The organism is Streptomyces sp. SL06 (assembly GCF_058244745.1).
The window spans coordinates 1430578-1449957 of the sequence record NZ_JBSYOT010000002.1 but is presented as its reverse complement, the minus strand read 5'-3'; the positions used below and the strand labels follow the sequence as shown (position 1 = coordinate 1449957).

Below are 19380 nucleotides of genomic sequence, written 5' to 3'. Positions count from 1 at the left end.
CTGTGCAGCCGAGCAGGAGGAATGGGAGACCACCCGGAGCCGCGTGTGTCTGTGCGCCGTCCGGGTGAATCTCGCCTGGCCGGAGCCAATCGTGTGTGACGGCTGGTAGTCAAGTGATCCGCGACCAGGTGTGAGTTGTCGGTGCCGCATCGTGATGAACGGGGCGGCACCGCGCGGCGGAAGCGGAATCCCCGCGTCCGCGCTCCGGGTGCGTGCCGGGCGCGGACACGGGGGGCCTGGGGGCCGGACTTCAGGCGGGGCCGCCGGCCCGCTGTTCCAGGGGCGTCGGGGTCGCCCGCGCGGCGCGGGCGGCCTTCCTGCGGCGCCGGCGCTCGCCGCGCGACTCCTGGTCCGGCAGCCAGCCGAAGACCAGGCAACTGCCGACGCAGCCGAGGGGCAGCCCGACGAGGAACCCGCCCAGGTTCGAGGTCACCCAGGTGCCCAGGGAGGCCAGGACGCCGACGAGGGAGTAGAAGAGGCGCTGGCCGGGGTTGGCCAGCGCCAGCAGTCCGCACAGCAGCATCACGGCCGGCAGGAGGTAGCCGGCCACGCCCTGCATGCCGACGTGCACGACGACCTCCAGCGAGGCCTTCATGGTGAGCAGGACCTCGGCCCCGCCCAGGGCGAGCAGCACTCCGCCCCAGAAGGGCCTGGCGGACCGCCAGTCGCGAAAGCCGGCCCGAAAACCCTTGCGCGGCCCGCCGGGCATCAGCAGCCCGACCCGCTGAAGCGCAGTTTCAGACCGGGCAGTTTGAACACGGCCGCCGTGGTGGCGTAGTTGGTCTGCCGCAGGTTCTTGATCTGCACGGTGTCGGCCTGCTGGCTGAAGACGCCGATCGGTCCGCGGCCCTTGGAGCCGGCCTTGTTCAGAGTGCTGGCGTCGTTGCCTATCTCGATGTTGTTGAACGCGGCGTCACCCGACAGGAGCGTCGAGTCGGTGGTCAGATCGCTCGCGGAGACCCTGGTGTTCCCCTCGCCCGCGGTGATGAGCAGGTTGGTGCCGCCCAGGTCGACGCTCTGGCACAGCTTGGTGAGTTTCGCTTCCTTGATCACCGAGGTGACGACCAGGACCTGGCCGCCGGTGTCCCCCGCGTTCGGACTGCCCTCGGCCATGCTGTCGAGTCCGCCGAACTGGGCGAACCCGGTGCCGTCGAGTTCCGTCGCGGTGACCGTGAAGGGCATGCCGGAGATCGCGAACTGCACGCCGAGGGCGCCCTGGGCGGTGAGGATCGCCAGGGCCGCGGTGACGGCGGCGGCCGGCACCGCCAGCACCGCGGCCCGGCGAAACCGGACCCTGCCGCGTCTTTCGGGGGTACTGCCGGCGGACGGTGTGACGTCCGAGGAGGAGGCCATGTCTGCTCCCAGAGGCGTAGTGAATGCGGGTCGGGCTCTCGGTGGCACGTTGTCCTGGCGCGGACAGCGGCCGGTGCGTACACCTCCCGGCAACTCCCGACGGTTGCAAGGGCTTTCACGTTACGCACCAGTAGCCAGTCGGGAAGTTACCGGTGGTTACACCGCAGGGTCAAGCAAGTTGTGAGTAAAGAGTGGGGATTGTGTGCCACCTGCCGCCCGACCGGCCCGGAGGTTGACAGGGCAGGCGTCAACTCCTGCGCAAATGCTTGACGTTGACTGACGGTCAGGTTTACAACTTCCCCAGTTTCCCGGATCCGTGGCGCCGGATCCGGTCCCGCGGCGACTGCCGCGTTCCCGGCCCCGGGCCCGTCCGCCGGACGGACCCCGGCCCCGTTCCCCACGGGGGCACCGCCGCACCTCGCGGGCCGTACCCGCGCTCATCGGGCAAGCCCTTTCATCCGACGGACCCGGTCCGTGACCCCGACGCGTCGCACCGGCCGCCTCCCCGCGGCCGGTGCCGGCCCGGCCCGCGCCTCACCGAACCCCACTTCAGACAAGAGGTAGCCGCATGCGTACTCGTACTCTCCTCACCCTCACCGCAGCCGTCGCCGCGCTCACCCTCCCCGCGGCGGTGCCCGCCGCCGCGGGCACCGCGGCCGACACGCCCGTCCTCACCACCGGCGCCGCAGGCGGTACGCCCGTCGAGGTCGGGGACACCCTCACCGCCTCCCTGGCAAGCGGCACCAGCGCCACGTTCTACTCCAGCGCGTCCGGCAGCAGCGGCGTCTCGTGCACGTCCTCGCAGTTCACGGTCACCGTCACCGGCAACCCCACCGCGCCGGGCACGGCCACCGAGTCGCTCACCGCCCACACCTTCGACGGGGCCGGCTGCACCAGCAACGTCATCGGTGTCACGGGTGTCACCGGCATCCAGGTCGCCAACCTGCCCTACACCACCACCGTGTCCTCCGACGGCGCCGTCGCCGTCACCCCGCCGAGCGGCTCCGCCGTCCGCACCACCGTCAGCCTGCGGACCCTGCTCGGCAGCATCGACTGCGTCTACGAGGCACCCGCCCTGTCCGGCACGGCGAGCAACGGCACCAACTCGATCGCCTTCTCCGGCCAGCACTTCACCCGCGTCTCCGGCTCCGGACTCTGCTTCGCCGACGGGTACTTCACCGCCACCTACGCCCCGGTGACCGACGGGAGCGCGACGGTGTTCGTCAACTGACCCGCCCGGCCCGGCCCGCCCGTGCGCGGGTGGGCCGGGCCGCTGTTCTCGGGGCAGCAAGAGGACTGACCTGACGGTGAGTTATCGTGTACAGGGGGTAAAGGCAGGCGGCACGGCCTGTTGTGTTCCAGCCCAGGAGAGTTCAGCCGATGGCGAGGCAGCTACGCGCCGAGCAGACCCGCGCGACGATCCTCGTGGCCGCCGCCGACCTGTTCGACCGTCACGGCTACGAGTCGACCAGCCTGAGCGAGATCGTGGCCCACGCCGGTGTCACCAAGGGCGCCCTGTACTTCCACTTCGCGGCAAAGGAGGACCTCGCCCACGCCATCATGGAACTCCAGTCCAGAACCTCGCGCCGACTGGCGACGGAACTGGACGGCCGGGGCTACACCTCCCTGGAGGCGCTGATGCGCCTCACCTTCTGCATGGCCCGGCTGTGCGAGGAGGGTCCGGTGCTGCGGGCCGGGATGCGGCTCGCCGCCGGGGGAGTGCCCGTGCGGCCACCGCTGCGGCACCCCTTCACCGAGTGGCGGGAGATCGCCACGTCCCGGCTGCTGGACGCCGTCCGGCAGGCCGACGTGCACCCGGACATCGACGTTGACTCCGTCGCCCACACCCTCGTCTGCTCCATCGTCGGCACCCGCCTGGTGAGCGGCACCCTGGAACCGGCCGGACGCCACCCCCGCCGCCTGGCCCAGCTGTGGCACATCCTCATCCGCGGCATGGTCCCGGTCACCCGCCGGGCCCGCTACCTCACCCTCGCGGCCCGCCTGGAACGCGAGACGGCCACGGCCTGACCGTCCGGCGCCCGGTTCGTGGCCCGGTGGGGTGGGGGCCGGCTGTCCTCCTCGGCGGTCTGCCCCTCGGCGGGGCCGGCCTCGTGGGAAGAGCAGGGGCCCGTCGGCGTCGCCGCCGCTCCGGTCGGGGTGCGCGGTACGGTGAGGCGCATGCCCGAGACCCCGGCCGAGTCCGCCCCCGTCGTCGTCGGCAGCGAGCCCGGGTTGTTCCCGTACGGCGTGCTGGCCGAGCGGCACCCCGCCATCGTCCGCCAGGTGCGGGAGGCCTTCCCCCACGGTCCCGAACGGCGGCACGCCCTCGACGCGCTGCTCGCGAGCTGCACCGACGGCGTGATCGAGCCACTGCCCGCCGACGCCGACGACCGGGACCGGAAGCGCTGGGCGCGGTGGGGCATGGACGCGTACGCCGGCCGCTCCTGGTTCGACGTGCCCTGGCTGTGGGCCGAGAGCCACTTCTACCGCCGGCTCCTCGACGCCGTCGGCCACTTCGGACCCGGCGTCTGGCAGGGCGTCGACCCCTTCCGGCCCGCCAAGCTCGCCGAACTCGACGCCCCGGAGACGGACGCGGAACTCGCCGCCCTCGACGGCCTCGCCGATCTGTCCCCCGACGGGCGGACCCGGGCCCTGCTGCACGGCTCGCTCTGGGGCAACCGCGCCGACCTCGGCTTCCGCCTCTCCGGGAGCGGCCCCGGCACCGAGGACGAGGCGCGGCCACTCGTCGCCGACGACAGCGACACGCTCTGGTCCCTGCTGCCGCCCCCCGCGACCGGCACCTCCGGCCCGACCACCCTGTGCCTCGTCGCCGACAACGCCGGCCGCGAACTCGTCCCCGACCTGCTCCTCGTCGCACACCTGCTCGCCGAGGGCCGTGTCGACCGGGCGGTCCTGCACGTCAAGCCGCACCCGTACTACGTCTCCGACGCCACGCCCACCGACGTACTCGACGCGCTGCGGCGGCTCCTCGCGGCGGGCGGCGCGGCCGCCGCGTACGGCGAGCGGCTGTGGACCGCGCTGACCGACGGCCGCGTCACCGTCCGCGCCCACCCCTTCTCCTGCGCCCCGCTGCCGTACGCGGACATGCCCGGCGACCTGCGCGAGGACTTCGCCGCGGCCACGGTCACCGTCCTCAAGGGCGACCTGAACTACCGCCGCCTGGTGGGCGACCGGTGGTGGCCCCCGACCACGCCCTTCGCGGAGGTCACCGCCTACTTCCCGGGCCCGGTCGCCGCGCTGCGCACCCTCAAGTCCGACGTGATCACCGGACTGACCGCGGACACACAGGCGGCGCTGGAGGCGGGCGGCGAGCGGCGCTGGCGGACGAGCGGGACACACGCCCTGATCCAGGTCAGGCGCTGAGCGGCCGGAGCCCGGCGCGCACGAACCAAACCCGGCGGACCCGCCCGCGCCCCGGAGGGACGAACCGGCGAAAGTTCCCGCGTTCCGCCCCGGTTCACGCGATGGTGTGATCATGTCCTGCCCGGGGGATGTGTCCGAAGGGCCATGGGTAGTGCCCGGCCATGACGCAACAGCCCTTCGAACTCCCGCACTTCTACATGCCGCATCCCGCGCGGCTCAATCCGCATCTCGACGAGGCCCGCGCCCACTCGACGCAGTGGGCGCGCGAGATGGGCATGCTGGAGGGCTCCGGGGTCTGGGAGCAGTCCGACCTCGACGCGCACGACTACGGCCTGCTCTGCGCCTACACCCACCCCGACTGCGACGGGCCGGCCCTCTCCCTCGTCACCGACTGGTACGTGTGGGTCTTCTTCTTCGACGACCACTTCCTGGAGAAGTACAAGCGCACCCAGGACCGGGTCGGCGGCAAGGCCCACCTGGACCGGCTCCCCCTGTTCATGCCGCCCGACCCCGCCACCGAAACACCCGAGCCGGAGAACCCGGTCGAGGCCGGCCTCGCCGACCTGTGGGCGCGCACGGTGCCGGCCATGTCGGCCGACTGGCGCCGCCGCTTCGCCGTCTCCACCGAGCACCTGCTCAACGAGTCCCTGTGGGAGCTGTCCAACATCAACGAGGGGCGGGTCGCCAACCCCGTCGAGTACATCGAGATGCGCCGCAAGGTCGGCGGCGCCCCCTGGTCGGCCGGCCTCGTGGAGTACGCGACCGCGGAGGTGCCCGCCGCCGTCGCCGGGTCCAGGCCGCTCAGGGTGCTGATGGAGACGTTCTCCGACGCCGTGCACCTGCGCAACGACCTCTTCTCCTACCAGCGGGAGGTCGAGGACGAGGGCGAGCTGAGCAACGGCGTCCTGGTCCTGGAGACCTTCTTCGGCTGCACCACCCAGGAGGCCGCCGAACTGGTCAACGACGTACTCACCTCCCGGCTGCACCAGTTCGAGCACACCGCGTTCACCGAAGTGCCCGCCGCCGTCCTGGAGAACGGCCTGACCCCGGCCGAGGTCGCCGCCGTCGGGGCGTATGCGAAGGGCCTCCAGGACTGGCAGTCCGGCGGCCACGAATGGCACATGCGCTCCAGCCGCTACATGAACAAGGGCGCGCGGCCCGCCTCCCCGTGGCAGACGCCGACCGGACCCGGCACCTCCGCCGCGGATGTCGGCGCGCTGCTCGCCGCCGCGGTGGCCGAGCGGGCCCGCCCCTACACCTATCTGCCCTTCCAGAAGGTCGGCCCGTCGATCATCCCCGACATCCGCATGCCCTACCCGCTGGAGCTGAGCCCCGCCCTGGAGGGCGCCCGGCGGCACCTGTTCGAGTGGTCGCACCGGATGGGCATGCTCGCCGAGGGGGTCTGGGACGAGGACAAGCTCGCGAGCTGCGACCTTCCGCTGTGCGCCGCGGGACTCGACCCGGACGCCACCCAGGACCAGCTCGACCTCGCCTCCGGCTGGCTGGCCTTCGGCACCTACGGCGACGACTACTACCCGCTGGTCTACGGCCATCGCCGGGACCTGGCCGCCGCCCGGCTGACCACGGCCCGCCTGTCGGCCTGCATGCCGCTCGACGGGGAGCCGGTCCCGCCGCCCGCCAACGCCATGGAACGCTCCCTGATCGACCTGTGGGCGCGCACCACCGCAGGCATGACCCCCGAGGAGCGGCGCCCCCTGAAGGCGGCCGTCGACACGATGACCGGGGCCTGGGTGTGGGAGCTGTCCAACCAGATCCAGAACCGCGTCCCCGACCCGGTGGACTACCTGGAGATGCGGCGCGCCACCTTCGGCTCCGACCTGACCCTGGGCCTGTGCCGCGCCGGACACGGCCCCGCGGTGCCGCCCGAGGTCTACCGCAGCGGTCCCGTCCGCTCCCTGGAGAACGCGGCGATCGACTACGCCTGCCTGCTCAACGACGTCTTCTCGTACCAGAAGGAGATCGAGTACGAGGGCGAGATCCACAACGCGGTCTTCGTCGTGCAGAATTTCTTCGGCGTCGGCTATCCGGCCGCGCTCGGCGTGGTGCAGGACCTCATGAACCAGCGCATGCGCCAGTTCGAGCATGTCGTCGCGCACGAACTGCCCATCGTCTACGACGACTTCCAGTTGTCCGACGAGGCGCGGGGCATCATGCGGGGGTATGTGACCGACCTGCAGAACTGGATGGCGGGCATCCTCAACTGGCACCGGAAAGTCCCCCGGTACCAGGCCGACTACCTGGCCGGGCGCACCCACGGCTTCCTCCCGGACCGGATCCCGACCGCACCCGCGCTCGCGCCGGCCACCGTCCCCGTCCCGACCCCCTGATCGCCGTTCAGTCTCACTCTTTCGTGGCTCGTCACGCGCCGGTGCGGCGGGTAGGGCATCTGCCGGAGGCGATCCATGGAACAGACAGCGTTGCGTCCCAAACCGATGCCCGGCCGGGAACCGGCGGCCGGCAGCGACTCGGACCCGGCCCGGAGCCCGCATCCCGGGCGCCGGCGCCGGCGACGGTTCACCACCGTGCTGCTCGGCGTGTTCGCCGCGACCGTCCTGCTCCTGGCGGGCGTGGGACTCGGCACGGTGGGGGCCACGGTGATCGGCATGAGCCGACTCGCCGAACTGCAACGGCAGGCGGGGGCACCGGGCCACGCAGCGGGGGTGCCGTCGGGCACCCGGGCCGCCTCGGCGCCGTCGGCCGACGCGTCCCCCGCCCCGGCGCCGGCCGGCGCGACCCTCGGTGTGGAGGCCGTGGACGACGAGAAGCCGGGGGGGCCCTGGTCGTCGGCGTCCATGTGCCCGGTCCCGGGTATGCGGCGGGCCTGGTGCGGGGCGACGTACTCCTGGCGCTCGGCACCACCCGCATCGACTCGGCCGCCGACCTCGCGCACGCCGTGGCCCGCGCCCGGCCGGGCGAGGAGATCAAGGTCACCGTGCGCCACGAGAGCGGCGGCTACCAGCAGTTGACGGCCGTACCGGGGGTCGTCACCTGACCCGCCCGGCGTCCCGCCACCGTAGGGAAGCGGCTCGGGAGGCGTCCGGTGCCGTCCAGCACGTGAGGGGCGGGCCCGGCCGGGGCGGCACGGTCCGCGACCTGCTCGCCCTCCCGGGGCAGCCGCCACAGCACGTCGCGGACCCGTTCGGCGCCCCTCCCGGCGTCACCCGAACGGCACGCCCCCATCCCTCATGCTCAAGTCGTACCCGACCACCCGCCGCGACGACGGATCAATGCCAATCGGCTCGCGCCGCCCCCACGCCGAGGGCAGGATGCTGCCCGTGGTCCCTTCACGCTTTCGCCCAGGGAGGCCCGGATGACCGGCAGCACGCCCGCCGTTTCCTTCACCGCCGACGACTACCGGGCCCGGATGCGGCGCGCCGCGCGCGCCGCCGCCGACGCCGGGCTCGCCGGGCTCCTGGTGGCGCCGGGCCCCGACCTCGTCTGGCTCACCGGATACGCGCCCACCGCGGACACCGAACGGCTCACCGTGCTGGTGCTCGCCCCCGGCCGTGAACCCGTCCTCGTCGTCCCGACGCTGGAGGCCCCCGACGCCGAGAAGGCGGCAGGCGCACCCGCGCTGACCCTGCGCGACTGGACCGACGGCAAGGACCCCTACGCCGCGACCGCCGCACTCCTCGACGGCTCCGGACGGTTCGGCATCAGCGACAACGCCTGGGCCATGCACCTGCTGGCCCTCCAGCGAACGCTGCCCGGCACCTCCTACGCCTCCCTCACCGAGGCGCTGCCCATGCTGCGCGCCGTCAAGGACGCGGCGGAGCTGGAGCTGCTGGCGGCCGCGGGCGCGGCCGCGGACGCCGCCTTCGAGGAGATCCGGAAGGTCCGCTTCGGCGGGCGCCGGGAGACCGAGGTCGCCGCCGACCTCGCCGGGCTGCTGCGGCGGTTCGGCCACTCCCGGGTCGACTTCACCATCGTCGCCTCCGGACCGAACGGCGCCAACCCGCACCACAACGTCGGCGACCGCGTCATCGAGGACGGCGACATGATCGTCCTCGACTTCGGCGGCCTGAAGGACGGCTACGGCTCCGACACCTCCCGCACCGTCCACGTGGGCGAGCCGACCGACGAGGAGCGCCGGGTGCACGACCTCGTCCGCGAGGCGCAGGAGGCCGGCTTCGGGGCGGTACGGCCCGGCGCCGCCTGCCAGGAGGTCGACCGGGCCGCCCGCGCGGTCATCGCCGGCGCCGGGTACGGCGAGTACTTCATCCACCGCACCGGGCACGGCATCGGCGTCACCACGCACGAGCCGCCGTACATGATCGAGGGCGAGGAGCAGCCCTTGGTGCCCGGCATGTGCTTCTCCGTCGAGCCAGGCGTCTATCTGCCCGGCCGGTTCGGGGTACGCATCGAGGACATCGTCGCCGTCACCGAGGACGGCGGCCGGCGCCTCAACGACACCACCCGGGAGCTGGTCGTGGTGGAGTGACCGGCGACCGGCGGCACAAGGACCGCGAACGCCTCGGCAGATCCGGAGGACGACGGCGCGACCATGACCCAGGCACCGACACCCACCGCGGACACCGTCCGCCGACTGGTCAGTTCCCTGCTGGGCGGCAGCACGGACCCCGACGTGCGGCCCGTCGCCGAGGGCGACGGGCCCGCCACCTGGTGGGTCGGCTCCCGGTACGTGCTGCGGCTGGCCCCTGACCGCGAGGCCGCGGTGCGCCAGCGCCGCGAACTGCGCCTGCGCGAACTGGTCCGCCCCCACGTCCACGTCGCGGTGCCCACGAGCGTGGCGCACGGCGAGTGGGAGCCGGGTCTGACCTACACGCTGGACGCCAAGGTGCCCGGCGGTTCGGGCGAGGACCACGACGTGTCCGCGCTCGGCGAGGCGGACCTCGCGGCCCTGCTCACCGGGGTGCGCGAGGTGCCGGTCCGCCAGGCCGAGAGCCTCGGCGTGCCGCGGGTCGCCCCGCGTTCCCTGGAGACCCTGCGGCGGGCCGCCGAGCGGGCCGTCCGGCGGCTCGTCGAGGCCGACGAGTTCGACGCCGCGCGCCCGGAGCGGCTCACCCGGGAGGCGGCGGCCCAGCTCGGCGTCCAGCAGGGGGCGGTGAGCCTCGTCCACCACGGACTGACCGGCGAACACCTCGTGGTCGGCGTCGACGGGCGGGTGCGCGGCGTCCTCGGCTGGACCGACGCGGTACTGGGCGACCCGGCCGAGGACATCGCCGGGCTCGCGCTCTCCGTCGGCTCCCCGGCCGCCGTCCGCGCCGCCACCCTCGCCGGTTACGGCGCCCGGCCCTGCCTGCGCGGCCTGTGGCTGGCCCGCTGCGACGCCGTCGTCCACCTCGCGGGCGCGCTCACCGGCCCGTCGGACACGCCCCTGCCCCTGCTCAGGACCCGACTGCGACGCGCCTGGGAGCCGATCCTCCTGGAACGGGTGACGGAACTGCGCGGGACCGACACACGCGACACGGCCTGAGCGACCGCTCCCACTCCGCCTCGGCGCGCGGGGGCGCCCGGCGCCGGTACGGGGGTATGGGGTCCGCGCAATGCCGGTGCGCGGCGCCCGGTGCTGGTGCGGCGGTCGGCGTGATGCCGGTGTGCCAGGGCGCCCGGCGCTGGTATGGGGGTCCGTGTGGCGCCGGTGTGCGGGGGCCTGGTGCTGGTGCGGGGGGCCCGCGTGGCGCCGCTGCGCGGGCGCTTGCCCGGCGCCCGTACGGGGCCCGCCCGGCGCCGGTGCGACGTGGGGCGCACCCCCCCGTGCGTGCCCCGGCTCACTCCTGGGTCAGTACCACGCTCGACTCGCCCGGCACCCGCAGTACGCCGTCCGTGCCCGGGGGCTCGACGGGCTCCCACGCGGCGAGCACGCGTGCGGGGCGGTTGCCCAGGGGGATCGCCGCCGGTTCCGTGCCCAGGTTGACGGCCACCCGGATGTCGCCGCGCCGGAAGGCCAGCCAGCGCGCCGCACCGTCGTAGGCCACCCTGGTGTCGGCGAGGTCCGGGGCGGTCAGGTCCGGCTGCTCGCGGCGCAGGGCGATCAGCCGCCGGTACCAGTCCAGGACGCGCGCGTGCGGCTCGCGTTCCGGCTCGGACCAGTCGAGGCAGGAGCGCTCGCGCGTCGCCGGGTCCTGCGGGTCGGGCACGTCCTCCTCCCTCCAGCCGTGCGCGGCGAACTCGCGCCGCCTGCCGCGCCGTACCGCCTCCGCGAGTTCCGGGTCGGTGTGGTCGGTGAAGAACTGCCACGGCGTGCCGGCCGCCCACTCCTCGCCCATGAACAGCATCGGCGTGAACGGCGCGGTCAGTGTCAGCGTGGCCGCGCAGGCCGCGAGGCCGGGGGAGACCAGGGAGGCCAGACGGTCGCCCTGGGCCCGGTTGCCGACCTGGTCGTGGGTCTGGCTGTAGCCGGTCAGCCGGTGCGCGGCCACACGGGCGCGGTCCAGCGGGCGGCCGTGCGAGCGGCCCCGGAAGCTGGAGTAGGTGCCGTCGTGGAAGTAGCCCCGGGTCAGCGTCTTGGCGAGCGCCGCCAGCGGGTCGCGCGCGAAGTCGGCGTAGTACCCCGTCGACTCCCCGGTCAGCGCGGTGTGCTGGGCGTGGTGGAAGTCGTCGTTCCACTGCGCGTGCACGCCCAGGCCGCCCTCCGCGCGCGGGGTGATGATCCGCGGGTCGTTGAGGTCGGACTCGGCGATCAGGAACAGCGGGCGGTTCAGATCGGCCGCGAGGTCGTCCACGGCGGTCGACAACTGCTCCAGGAAGTGGCACGCGCGCGTGTCGACCAGGGCGTGCACCGCGTCCAGGCGCAGCCCGTCGATCCGGTAGTCCCGCAGCCACGCCAGCGCGCTGTCCACCAGATACGCCCGGACCTCGTCCGAGCCGGGGGCGTCCAGGTTGACGGCGGCGCCCCAGGGCGTGTGATGGGTTTCGGTGAAGTACGGGCCGAAGGCGGGCAGGTAATTGCCGGACGGGCCCAGATGGTTGTGCACCACGTCCAGCACCACGCCCAGGCCGAGTCCATGGGCCCGGTCGACGAAGCGCTTCAGTGCCTCGGGCCCGCCGTAGGGCTCGTGCACCGCCCACGGCGAGACCCCCTCGTACCCCCAGCCGTGCCGGCCGGGAAACGGGCACAGCGGCATCAACTCGACGTGCGTCACGCCCAGTTCGGCCAGGTGGCCGAGGCGCTCGGCGGCGGCGTCGAGCGTGCCCCCGGGCGTATACGTGCCCACGTGCAGCTCGTACAGGACGCCACCGGGCAGCGGGCGCCCGGTCCACGCGGCCTGCCACGCGTACCGCGTGTGGTCGACGACCGCGCTGAGTCCGTCCGGTCCCTCCGGCTGCCGGCGCGAGCGCGGGTCCGGCAGCACCGGTCCGTCGTCCACCGCGAAGCCGTACCGCGAGCCGTCCCGCGCCTCGCTCTCCCCGCACCACCACCCCGGCCGCTCGGGATCGCGCTCCAACGCGCGCGTGACGCCGTCGCACATCAGTGTCACGCGGCCGGCCTGCGGTGCCCACACCTCGAACTGCACGGACGGTTCCCCTTCGTCTGCTCACCGTGATGTAGCCCGTCCATGGTCCTGCAAAAGTGATCAGTCCGCTGGGGAATGTCCCCGTTCGCGACCGGTGTCGTGCCGCCCCCCGCGCGCGTGGCCGCCGTTTCCCCGTCTTCTGGACACCGCGGCCGGGCTTGACCGACAATCACCTGCGTGACGTCGCCCTTCGAGTTCAACACGTATCCCGCGCGGTTGTCCGACGCGGAGCGGGACAAGGCGCTGAAGGTGCTCCGGGACGGCGTCGCCATGGGGCGTCTGTCGCACGACACGTTCATCCGCAGGATGGACCTCGCGCTCACCGCCCGCCGCTCGGAGGAGCTGGCCGTGCTCACCGCCGACCTGCCCACCGAGAGCAGACTGTCGCGGCTGGTGTTCGGGACGGTGGAGGCGGTGTCCGGATTCGGCGTCCGGCTGCGCAGGGCCTGGCAGGCCGAACGGCTGCCCAAACTGCTGCTGCCCCACCCCGGCGCCGGTCATCCGCTGCGCATAGGGCGCGCCCCGGCCAACGGGCTGCGGCTGAGCCACGAGACGGTCTCCCGGGTGCACGCGGAACTGAGCCGCCAGGGCGGCATGTGGGTGCTGCGCGACCTGGGCTCCACCAACGGCACCACCGTCAACGGACGGCGGGTCGTCGGCGCGGCCCTCGTCCGCGAGGGCGACCAGATCGGCTTCGGCCGGATGAGCTTCCGGCTCGCGGCCCACTAGCTCCCCGAAGCGCCCCGAAGCGGGCCGAAGCACAGCTCTGGCCTGGGCCTCACTTGGTGTCGTGGCTTCTCGGCGGGGGTGAACCCCTTTGCTTTTGGTGGTGTTGACGTACCCGACAAGTCATGACTGACTGTGCGTACACCGCGCACACCAGGTGAATCGACGCCCCGCAACGTGGAGGTGTGCCCTGCCGCCCCTCCTGCGCTATCCGACCGTGGACGAGCTGGGCGTCCGGGCCGCCGCACTCGTCGCCCGCCACCCCCGACAGGCCCGGCTGCGCCGCGTCGGCACCTCCCGCGCGGGCAACCCCCTGCTGCTGCTCTCCGTCGGCCACGGCGACCGCCAGGTCCTCGTCGTCGCCGGACCGCACGCCAACGAGCCCGTGGGCGGCGCCACCGCCCTGCGGCTGGCCGAGCGGGCCGCCGCCGACTCCCGGCTCACCGACGACGCCGACGCCACCTGGAACCTGCTGCTGTGCGTCGACCCCGACGGCCTGCGCCGCAACGAGGGCTGGCTGTCCGGCCCGTACACCCTCGGCCGCTACGCCCGCAATTTCTTCCGCCCCGGCTTCCTCGAACAGCCCGAGTGGCTGCCCGACGGCCCGGACCGCGTCGCGCTGCCGGAGACCCGCACACTGCTCGGACTCCAGGAGGAGCTGCGGCCCTTCCTTCAGTGCTCCCTGCACGGCGTGGACGTCGGCGGCGGCTTCGTCGAGCTGACCGACGAGCTGCCCGGCCTCGCCCAGCGCCTCGCCCACACCGCCGCCCGGCTCGGCGTCCCGCGCGAACTGGGCGCCTACGACACCCTGTACTGGCCCGACCTCGGCCCCGCCGTCTACCGCATACCGCCGCCCCGCCGCGGCGACCTCACCGCGGCCATCACCGAGGCCGCCGTCGACTCGACCTGGTGCCACCCTCGGCGGTACGGCACGGTCACCGCGGTCGTCGAGGCCCCCATGTGGGGCGTGCCCGCCGTGGCGGACGGCTCGCCGCCGGCCGACCGGGACGCGGTACTGCGCTCGGTGAGCCGCACCCTGCGCCACGACGCCCGGCGCCTGCACCGCGTCCTCGCCCGGCTGCGGCCCCACCTCGCCGCCGTGCCGGAGGCGGCGCACCTGCTCGCGCCGGTCGACGACTACCTGCTGGTCAGCCCCAGGCTCGCCGACACCTGGGACCCCGACACCGACGACGGCACGGGCCACTCCCTTCCGCCGATGAGCACCGCCCACCTGGCCGCGCTGCGCCTGGCCGGACGGCGCCTCGCCCTGCGGACCGCGGGGCTGCTGCACCAGCTGGTGACACGTGCCGGGGGCGACCCGGCCGGCGTACTGCCCGAACTGGACCGGCTCGTCGACGAGGGCTGCGCCGACTACCGCGACGGCTGCGCGGCCCGCTGGATACCGGTCGCGCGGCAGGTGGAGTACCAGACCCGGGTCGTCCTCGCCGCCTTCGAACTGGCCGGCCGGCACCCCGCGGTGGGCTCCCGCTCCGGCGAGCCGGGCTGGGGTTCCGAGGCCGCGGTACCGATGCGCCGGGAATGACCCGGGCGAACCGCGTCGGGACATCGGCGCCCGTCACGCGCCGACGGTCAGTCGCGGTCCCCCTCCGCGGGACCCACCGGCCCCAACCGCTCCAGCAGCGCCACCGGCGTGTCCGCGAACAGTTCCTCCACGCGCGCGTGCCCCGCGAACTCCCGTCCGGGTGTCAGCGCGTCGGCCCACCGGCCCGGCGGCAGCGGCAGCGTCGTACCGCGCCAGCCGCCCGCCTCGGCCAGCCGCAGCGAAAGGCGGGTCACGGCGGTCACGACCTCCCCCGTGCGGGCGAACGCCACGCAGTGCGCCGCCGCGGGGCCGTCGGCGGTCAGCGGCTCGTACGTCGCCGTGTCACCGAAGGCGCCGGGCCGCCGCGCGCGCAGCGCCAGCGCCGCCCGGGTCACCGCTTCCTTCGCCCCGCCCCCGGCCCCCGCGGGCCCGTCGGCCCCGTCGGCCCCGTCGGCCCCGTCGGACGGGAAGGCGGCCGGCCGGCGGTTGTCCGGGTCCACCAGGGCCAGATACTCGTGCTCGGTGCCCTGGTAGAGGTCCGGCACCCCCGGCATCGTCAGATGGGTCAGGGCCGTCCCGAGCACATTGGCGCGGATGTGCGGCTCCAGGGCGGCGCGCAGGGCCGTCACCCGCTCACCCGGCGCGCCGCACGGCCCCGCCGCCACGAACCGGTCCACGGCCTTCTCGTACGACGGGTTCTGCTCCGTCCAGCTGGTGTGCATCCCCGACTCGCGCACATGCTTCAGCAGCGCCTCCCGCACGCGCTCCCCGTCCGCCGGGCCCAGCCCGAACACCGTCTGCCAAGCCGCCCACGCCAGTTGCGCGTCCGGCGCGCCCTCGCCCGTGCGGGTGACCTCCGTCAGGATGTCCGCCCACCGCTCGGGGCACTGCGTGAGCACCGCCAGCGCGGCCCGCACGTCGGCGCTGCGCTTGGTGTCGTGGGTCGAGACGACCGTGCCCGTCGCGGGCCAGTCGCGCTGCACGCGCGCGCAGTGGGCGTGGAACTCCTCCGGCGCCAGGGCAGGGCCGCCCGGGTTCCCGCCCACCTCGGTCGCCGACAGCAGCGGCACGTAGCGGTAGAAGGCCGTGTCCTCGACGGACTTGGCCCGCAGCGCCGACGCGGTCTGCGCGAACCGCGTCCGGAACTCCACGTGGTCGGGGCCGTCCCCGTACCGCCCCAGCAGCAGGTCCCGTACAACGTCCACCGCGCCGGCCTCCTCCGGCACCGCGAACGCGCGCCGGGCGCCGGCCGCCGCCTGCTCGGTGACGACCGACGCCGCGTCGGCCGTCGTGTACGGCCGGTACACCTCCAGCCGGACCAGCAGCTCCCGCGCCGCCGTGCGCAGCGTCCACGGCGCCCGGTCGCGCAGCGCGGGCTCCGGCGAGGCGACGCACAGGCGGTGCGCCACCCGGGTCAGCCGGTCCATCTCGGCGGCCAGCTCGTGCGTGAGCACCTTGTACGCCGCCCGCCGCACCGTCGCCGCCCAGTCGCCGCCCCGGTCCGTCCGCGGGGCGGCGAACCCGCGGTACCGGCCGAGCAGTTCCCCGTATCCGGCCGGGTCCGTGAAGAGCCCGTCGACGTGCCGCAGCGCGTCGTAGCCGGTCGTGCCCGCGACGGGCCAGGCCGCGGGCAGCCGCTCCCCGTCCGCGAGGATCTTCTCCACCACCGTCCACCGGCCGCCACCCGCCTCGTCCAGCCGCCGCAGGTACGCGCCGGGGTCGGCGAGTCCGTCGGGGTGGTCGACGCGCAGTCCGTCGACCACCCCCTCGCGCAGGAGCCGCAGGATCGTGGCGTGCGTGGCCTCGAACACCTCCGGGTCCTCCACGCGGACGCCGATGAGTTCCGAGATGCTGAAGAAGCGCCGGTAGTTCAGCTCGGTCCGGGCCAGCCGCCACCACACCGGGCGGTACCACTGGGCGTCCAGGAGCTGCGGCAGCGGCAGGTCCGCGGTGCCCTCCCGCAGGGGGAAGGCGTGCTCGTGGTAGCGCAGTACGTCCCCGTCGACCCGGAGCCGGTCGAGCACCTCGCCGACCGGGGCGCCGAGCACCGGCAGCAGCACCTGGCCGCCCTGCGCCTCCCAGTCGATGTCGAACCACCGCGCGTACGGCGACGCCGGTCCCCGGCGCAGCACCTCCCACAGGGCGCGGTTGTGGCGGGGGGACATCGCCATGTGGTTGGGCACGATGTCCACGACCAGGCCGAGACCGTGCTCCCGCGCGGTGCTCGCCAGCGCCCGCAGCCCCTCCTCGCCGCCCAGTTCCCCGCGCACGCGGGTGGGGTCGACAACGTCGTAGCCGTGCGGCGAGCCGGGGACCGCTTCGAGCACCGGGGACAGGTGCAGATGCGACACGCCGAGCGAGGCCAGGTACGGCACGGCCGCCGCCGCTGCCGCGAAGGGGAAGTCGGGCTGCAGTTGCAGCCGGTAGGTGGCCGAGGGGGCGGTGGAGCCCGTGGACAGCACCGGGTCGGGTCGCTCAGGTGTCATGGGAACCTACGTACCCGCCTCGCCGCCTTTCCTGTCACCGTGCCCGCTGCACGGGTGCAGGGGCGCACGGCCCTGGCGGGGCGCGCCGCACGCCCTACACGGGCCGCTGGAGCACCGTCAGGCTGCGGTCCACCAGGGTCAGCCGGTCCCCGGCCTGCACCTTCGGGCCCGCCCCCGAGGGCACCGCCTCCGTGCGGGCGGTGTCGACGACCACCTCCCACTGCCGGCCGTGGTCGACCGGCACCACGAAGTCCAGCGTCTTCGGCGAGGCGTTGAACAGCAGCAGGAACGAGTCGTCGGCGATGCGCTCCCCGCGCGCGCCGGGCTCGGAGATCGCGTTGCCGTTCAGGAACACCGTGAGCGCCGACGCCCGCGCCGAGTGCCAGTCCCGCTGGGTCATCTCCGTGCCCTCCGGGGTGAACCAGGCGATGTCGGACAGCTCGTCGTGCGTGCCCTGCACGGGGCGCCCGTGGAAGAAGCGGCGTCGGCGGAAGACCGGGTGGTCCTTGCGCAGCCACACCATCGCGCGGGTGAACTCCAGCATCGTCGGGTCGGCCCGCGTGCCGTCGGGCCAGGCCGGCCACGCCAGTTCGTTGTCCTGGCAGTAGGCGTTGTTGTTGCCCCGCTGGGTGCGGGCGAACTCGTCGCCGTGGCTGATCATCGGGACGCCCTGGGAGAGCAGCAGGGTGGCCATCAGGTTGCGCATCTGCCGCGCCCGCAGCTCCAGCACCGCGGGATCGTCGGTGTCGCCCTCGACGCCGCAGTTCCAGGACCGGTTGTGGTTCTCGCCGTCCCGGTTGTCCTCGCCGTTGGCCGCGTTGTGCTTGTTGTTGTAGGACACCATGTCGTGCAGGGTGAAGCCGTCGTGGCAGGTCACGAAGTTGATCGAGGCCAGCGGGCGGCGGCCGTCGTCCTGGTAGAGGTCGGAGGACCCGGTCAGCCGGGACGCGAACTCCGCCAGCGTGCGCTGCTCGCCGCGCCACAGGTCCCGCACCGTGTCCCGGTACTTGCCGTTCCACTCGGTCCACAGCGGCGGGAAGTTGCCCACCTGGTAGCCGCCCTCGCCCACGTCCCACGGCTCGGCGATCAGCTTCACCTGGGAGACCACGGGGTCCTGCTGCACCAGGTCGAAGAAGGACGACAGCCGGTCCACCTCGTGGAACTGCCGGGCCAGCGTGGCGGCGAGGTCGAAGCGGAACCCGTCGACATGCATCTCGGTGACCCAGTACCGCAGCGAGTCCATGATCATCTGAAGGACGTGCGGGGACCGCATGAGCAGGGAGTTCCCGGTCCCCGTGGTGTCCGTGTAGTACCGGGGATCGTCGGCGAGCCGGTAGTACGAGGGGTTGTCGAGGCCCTTGAAGGACAGCGTCGGGCCCAGGTGGTTGCCCTCGGCGGTGTGGTTGTAGACCACGTCGAGGATGACCTCGATGCCCGCCTCGTGCAGCGCCTTGACCGCCGACTTGAACTCCAGCACCTGCTGCCCGCGGTCGCCCCAGGAGGCGTACGCGTTGTGCGGGGCGAAGAAGCCGATCGTGTTGTAGCCCCAGTAGTTGTTCAGGCCCATGTCGACCAGGCGGTGGTCGTTGACGAACTGATGCACCGGCATCAGCTCCAGCGCGGTCACCCCCAGCTCGGTGAGGTGCTCGATGACCGCCGGGTGCGCGAGCGCCGCGTAGGTGCCGCGCAGCTCCTCGGGCAGGCCCGGATGGCGCATGGTCAGGCCCTTCACATGGGCCTCGTAGATCACCGTGTGGTGGTACTCCGTCCGGGGGCGCCGGTCGTCGCCCCAGTCGAAGTACGGATTGACCACCACCGACGTCATCGTGTGCGGCGCCGAGTCCAGGTCGTTGCGCCGTTCGGGGTCGCCGAAGTGGTAGCCGTACACCTCCTCGCCCCACTGGATCGACCCGCTGATCGCGCGCGCGTACGGATCCAGGAGCAGCTTCGCCGAGTTGCAGCGCAGCCCGCGCTCGGGGGCGTACGGGCCGTGCGCGCGATACCCGTACCGCTGCCCCGGCATCACGCCCGGCACATACGCGTGCCGCACGAAGGCGTCGCTCTCCCGCAGCTCGACCGCGGTCTCCGAGCCGTCGTCGTGCAGCAGACACAGCTCTACTCGGTCGGCGGCCTCCGTGAAGACCGCGAAGTTGGTGCCGGCGCCGTCGTACGTGGCACCGAGTGGATACGCCTCTCCAGGCCAGACCTGCATGAACTCGACTCTTTCAGGTGTGGGGCGCCGGTGCGGACGCCTTGGCTCCGAGTCTCCCCGAAAGTGAGGCGACCACCCAGGACCTGCCCGGGGGAATGCGACGACAGGGCGTAGCACGTACGTCCTCCTACCCACCCTTCGGCGTTGTGCTGCGCGCCCGCACCGGAGCGGGCGCGG

The 19380-nt window shown here is 73.6% G+C and carries 13 protein-coding genes and 1 pseudogene; 9 read left to right on the top strand and 5 right to left on the bottom strand.

The features are described 5' to 3' along the window. Positions 1-250: 250 nt before the first annotated feature. Together AC4IHM_RS06415 and AC4IHM_RS06410 are read right to left on the bottom strand one after the other, a co-directional pair. Positions 251-709 carry a DUF6114 domain-containing protein gene (locus AC4IHM_RS06415; RefSeq protein ID WP_490866117.1) on the bottom strand — a complete coding sequence of 153 codons (459 nt, stop codon included), beginning with the start codon at positions 707-709 and terminating at the stop codon, positions 251-253. After that, positions 709-1353 (bottom strand): DUF6230 family protein, encoded by a 645-nt coding sequence (locus tag AC4IHM_RS06410; RefSeq protein WP_490866116.1) that lies wholly within the window; start codon positions 1351-1353, stop codon positions 709-711. The genes AC4IHM_RS06415 and AC4IHM_RS06410 overlap by 1 nt, the downstream gene beginning before the upstream one ends. Positions 1354-1921: 568 nt before the next feature. On the opposite strand from AC4IHM_RS06410, the gene AC4IHM_RS06405 reads away from it, so the two are divergent. From AC4IHM_RS06405 to AC4IHM_RS06375, 7 genes and pseudogenes are all read left to right on the top strand, one after another. Beyond that, the gene (locus tag AC4IHM_RS06405) at positions 1922-2584 is read left to right on the top strand and encodes a Tat pathway signal sequence domain protein (protein WP_490866115.1); all 663 of its coding nucleotides are present in this window, start codon (positions 1922-1924) and stop codon (positions 2582-2584) included. A 149-nt stretch (positions 2585-2733) separates the two neighbouring features. Then, on the top strand, positions 2734-3381 hold the full coding sequence (locus tag AC4IHM_RS06400) for a ScbR family autoregulator-binding transcription factor (RefSeq protein WP_490866114.1): 648 nt from the start codon (positions 2734-2736) through the stop codon (positions 3379-3381). A gap of 150 nt (positions 3382-3531) precedes the next feature. After that, a complete protein-coding gene (locus AC4IHM_RS06395) occupies positions 3532-4737 on the top strand; it encodes a damage-control phosphatase ARMT1 family protein (protein ID WP_490866113.1) in 1206 nt (401 codons plus the stop codon). A gap of 161 nt (positions 4738-4898) precedes the next feature. Next, positions 4899-7085, top strand: coding sequence for a germacradienol/geosmin synthase Cyc2 (gene cyc2, locus AC4IHM_RS06390; protein WP_490866112.1), 2187 nt, complete (start codon positions 4899-4901; stop codon positions 7083-7085). A gap of 75 nt (positions 7086-7160) precedes the next feature. Continuing rightward, a pseudogene (locus tag AC4IHM_RS06385) lies at positions 7161-7750 on the top strand (PDZ domain-containing protein). 318 nt (positions 7751-8068) lie between these two features. Next, positions 8069-9199 (top strand): aminopeptidase P family protein, encoded by a 1131-nt coding sequence (locus AC4IHM_RS06380; RefSeq protein ID WP_490866111.1) that lies wholly within the window; start codon positions 8069-8071, stop codon positions 9197-9199. Positions 9200-9262: 63 nt separating this feature from the next. Continuing rightward, complete coding sequence (locus AC4IHM_RS06375; protein ID WP_490866110.1) at positions 9263-10195, top strand: aminoglycoside phosphotransferase family protein; 933 nt, start codon at positions 9263-9265, stop codon at positions 10193-10195. Between the two features lie 295 nt (positions 10196-10490). Here AC4IHM_RS06375 and treZ read toward each other — a convergent pair whose 3' ends face one another. After that, the gene (gene treZ / locus AC4IHM_RS06370; protein ID WP_490866109.1) at positions 10491-12236 is read right to left on the bottom strand and encodes a malto-oligosyltrehalose trehalohydrolase; all 1746 of its coding nucleotides are present in this window, start codon (positions 12234-12236) and stop codon (positions 10491-10493) included. A 177-nt stretch (positions 12237-12413) separates the two neighbouring features. Between treZ and AC4IHM_RS06365 the strand changes: the two genes are divergently transcribed. Both AC4IHM_RS06365 and AC4IHM_RS06360 read left to right on the top strand, forming a co-directional pair. Then, a complete protein-coding gene (locus tag AC4IHM_RS06365) occupies positions 12414-12965 on the top strand; it encodes an FHA domain-containing protein (RefSeq protein WP_490866108.1) in 552 nt (183 codons plus the stop codon). Positions 12966-13179: 214 nt separating this feature from the next. Beyond that, the gene (locus AC4IHM_RS06360; RefSeq protein WP_490866107.1) at positions 13180-14505 is read left to right on the top strand and encodes a M14 family zinc carboxypeptidase; all 1326 of its coding nucleotides are present in this window, start codon (positions 13180-13182) and stop codon (positions 14503-14505) included. A gap of 47 nt (positions 14506-14552) precedes the next feature. Here the strand turns inward: AC4IHM_RS06360 and treY are convergent, their stop codons facing one another. Together treY and glgX are read right to left on the bottom strand one after the other, a co-directional pair. Beyond that, positions 14553-16991: a malto-oligosyltrehalose synthase gene (gene treY, locus AC4IHM_RS06355; RefSeq protein ID WP_490866106.1), complete on the bottom strand. Its 2439-nt coding sequence runs from the start codon at positions 16989-16991 to the stop codon at positions 14553-14555. 94 nt (positions 16992-17085) lie between these two features. Beyond that, complete coding sequence (glgX, locus tag AC4IHM_RS06350; protein ID WP_490866105.1) at positions 17086-19203, bottom strand: glycogen debranching protein GlgX; 2118 nt, start codon at positions 19201-19203, stop codon at positions 17086-17088. Positions 19204-19380 lie beyond the last annotated feature (177 nt).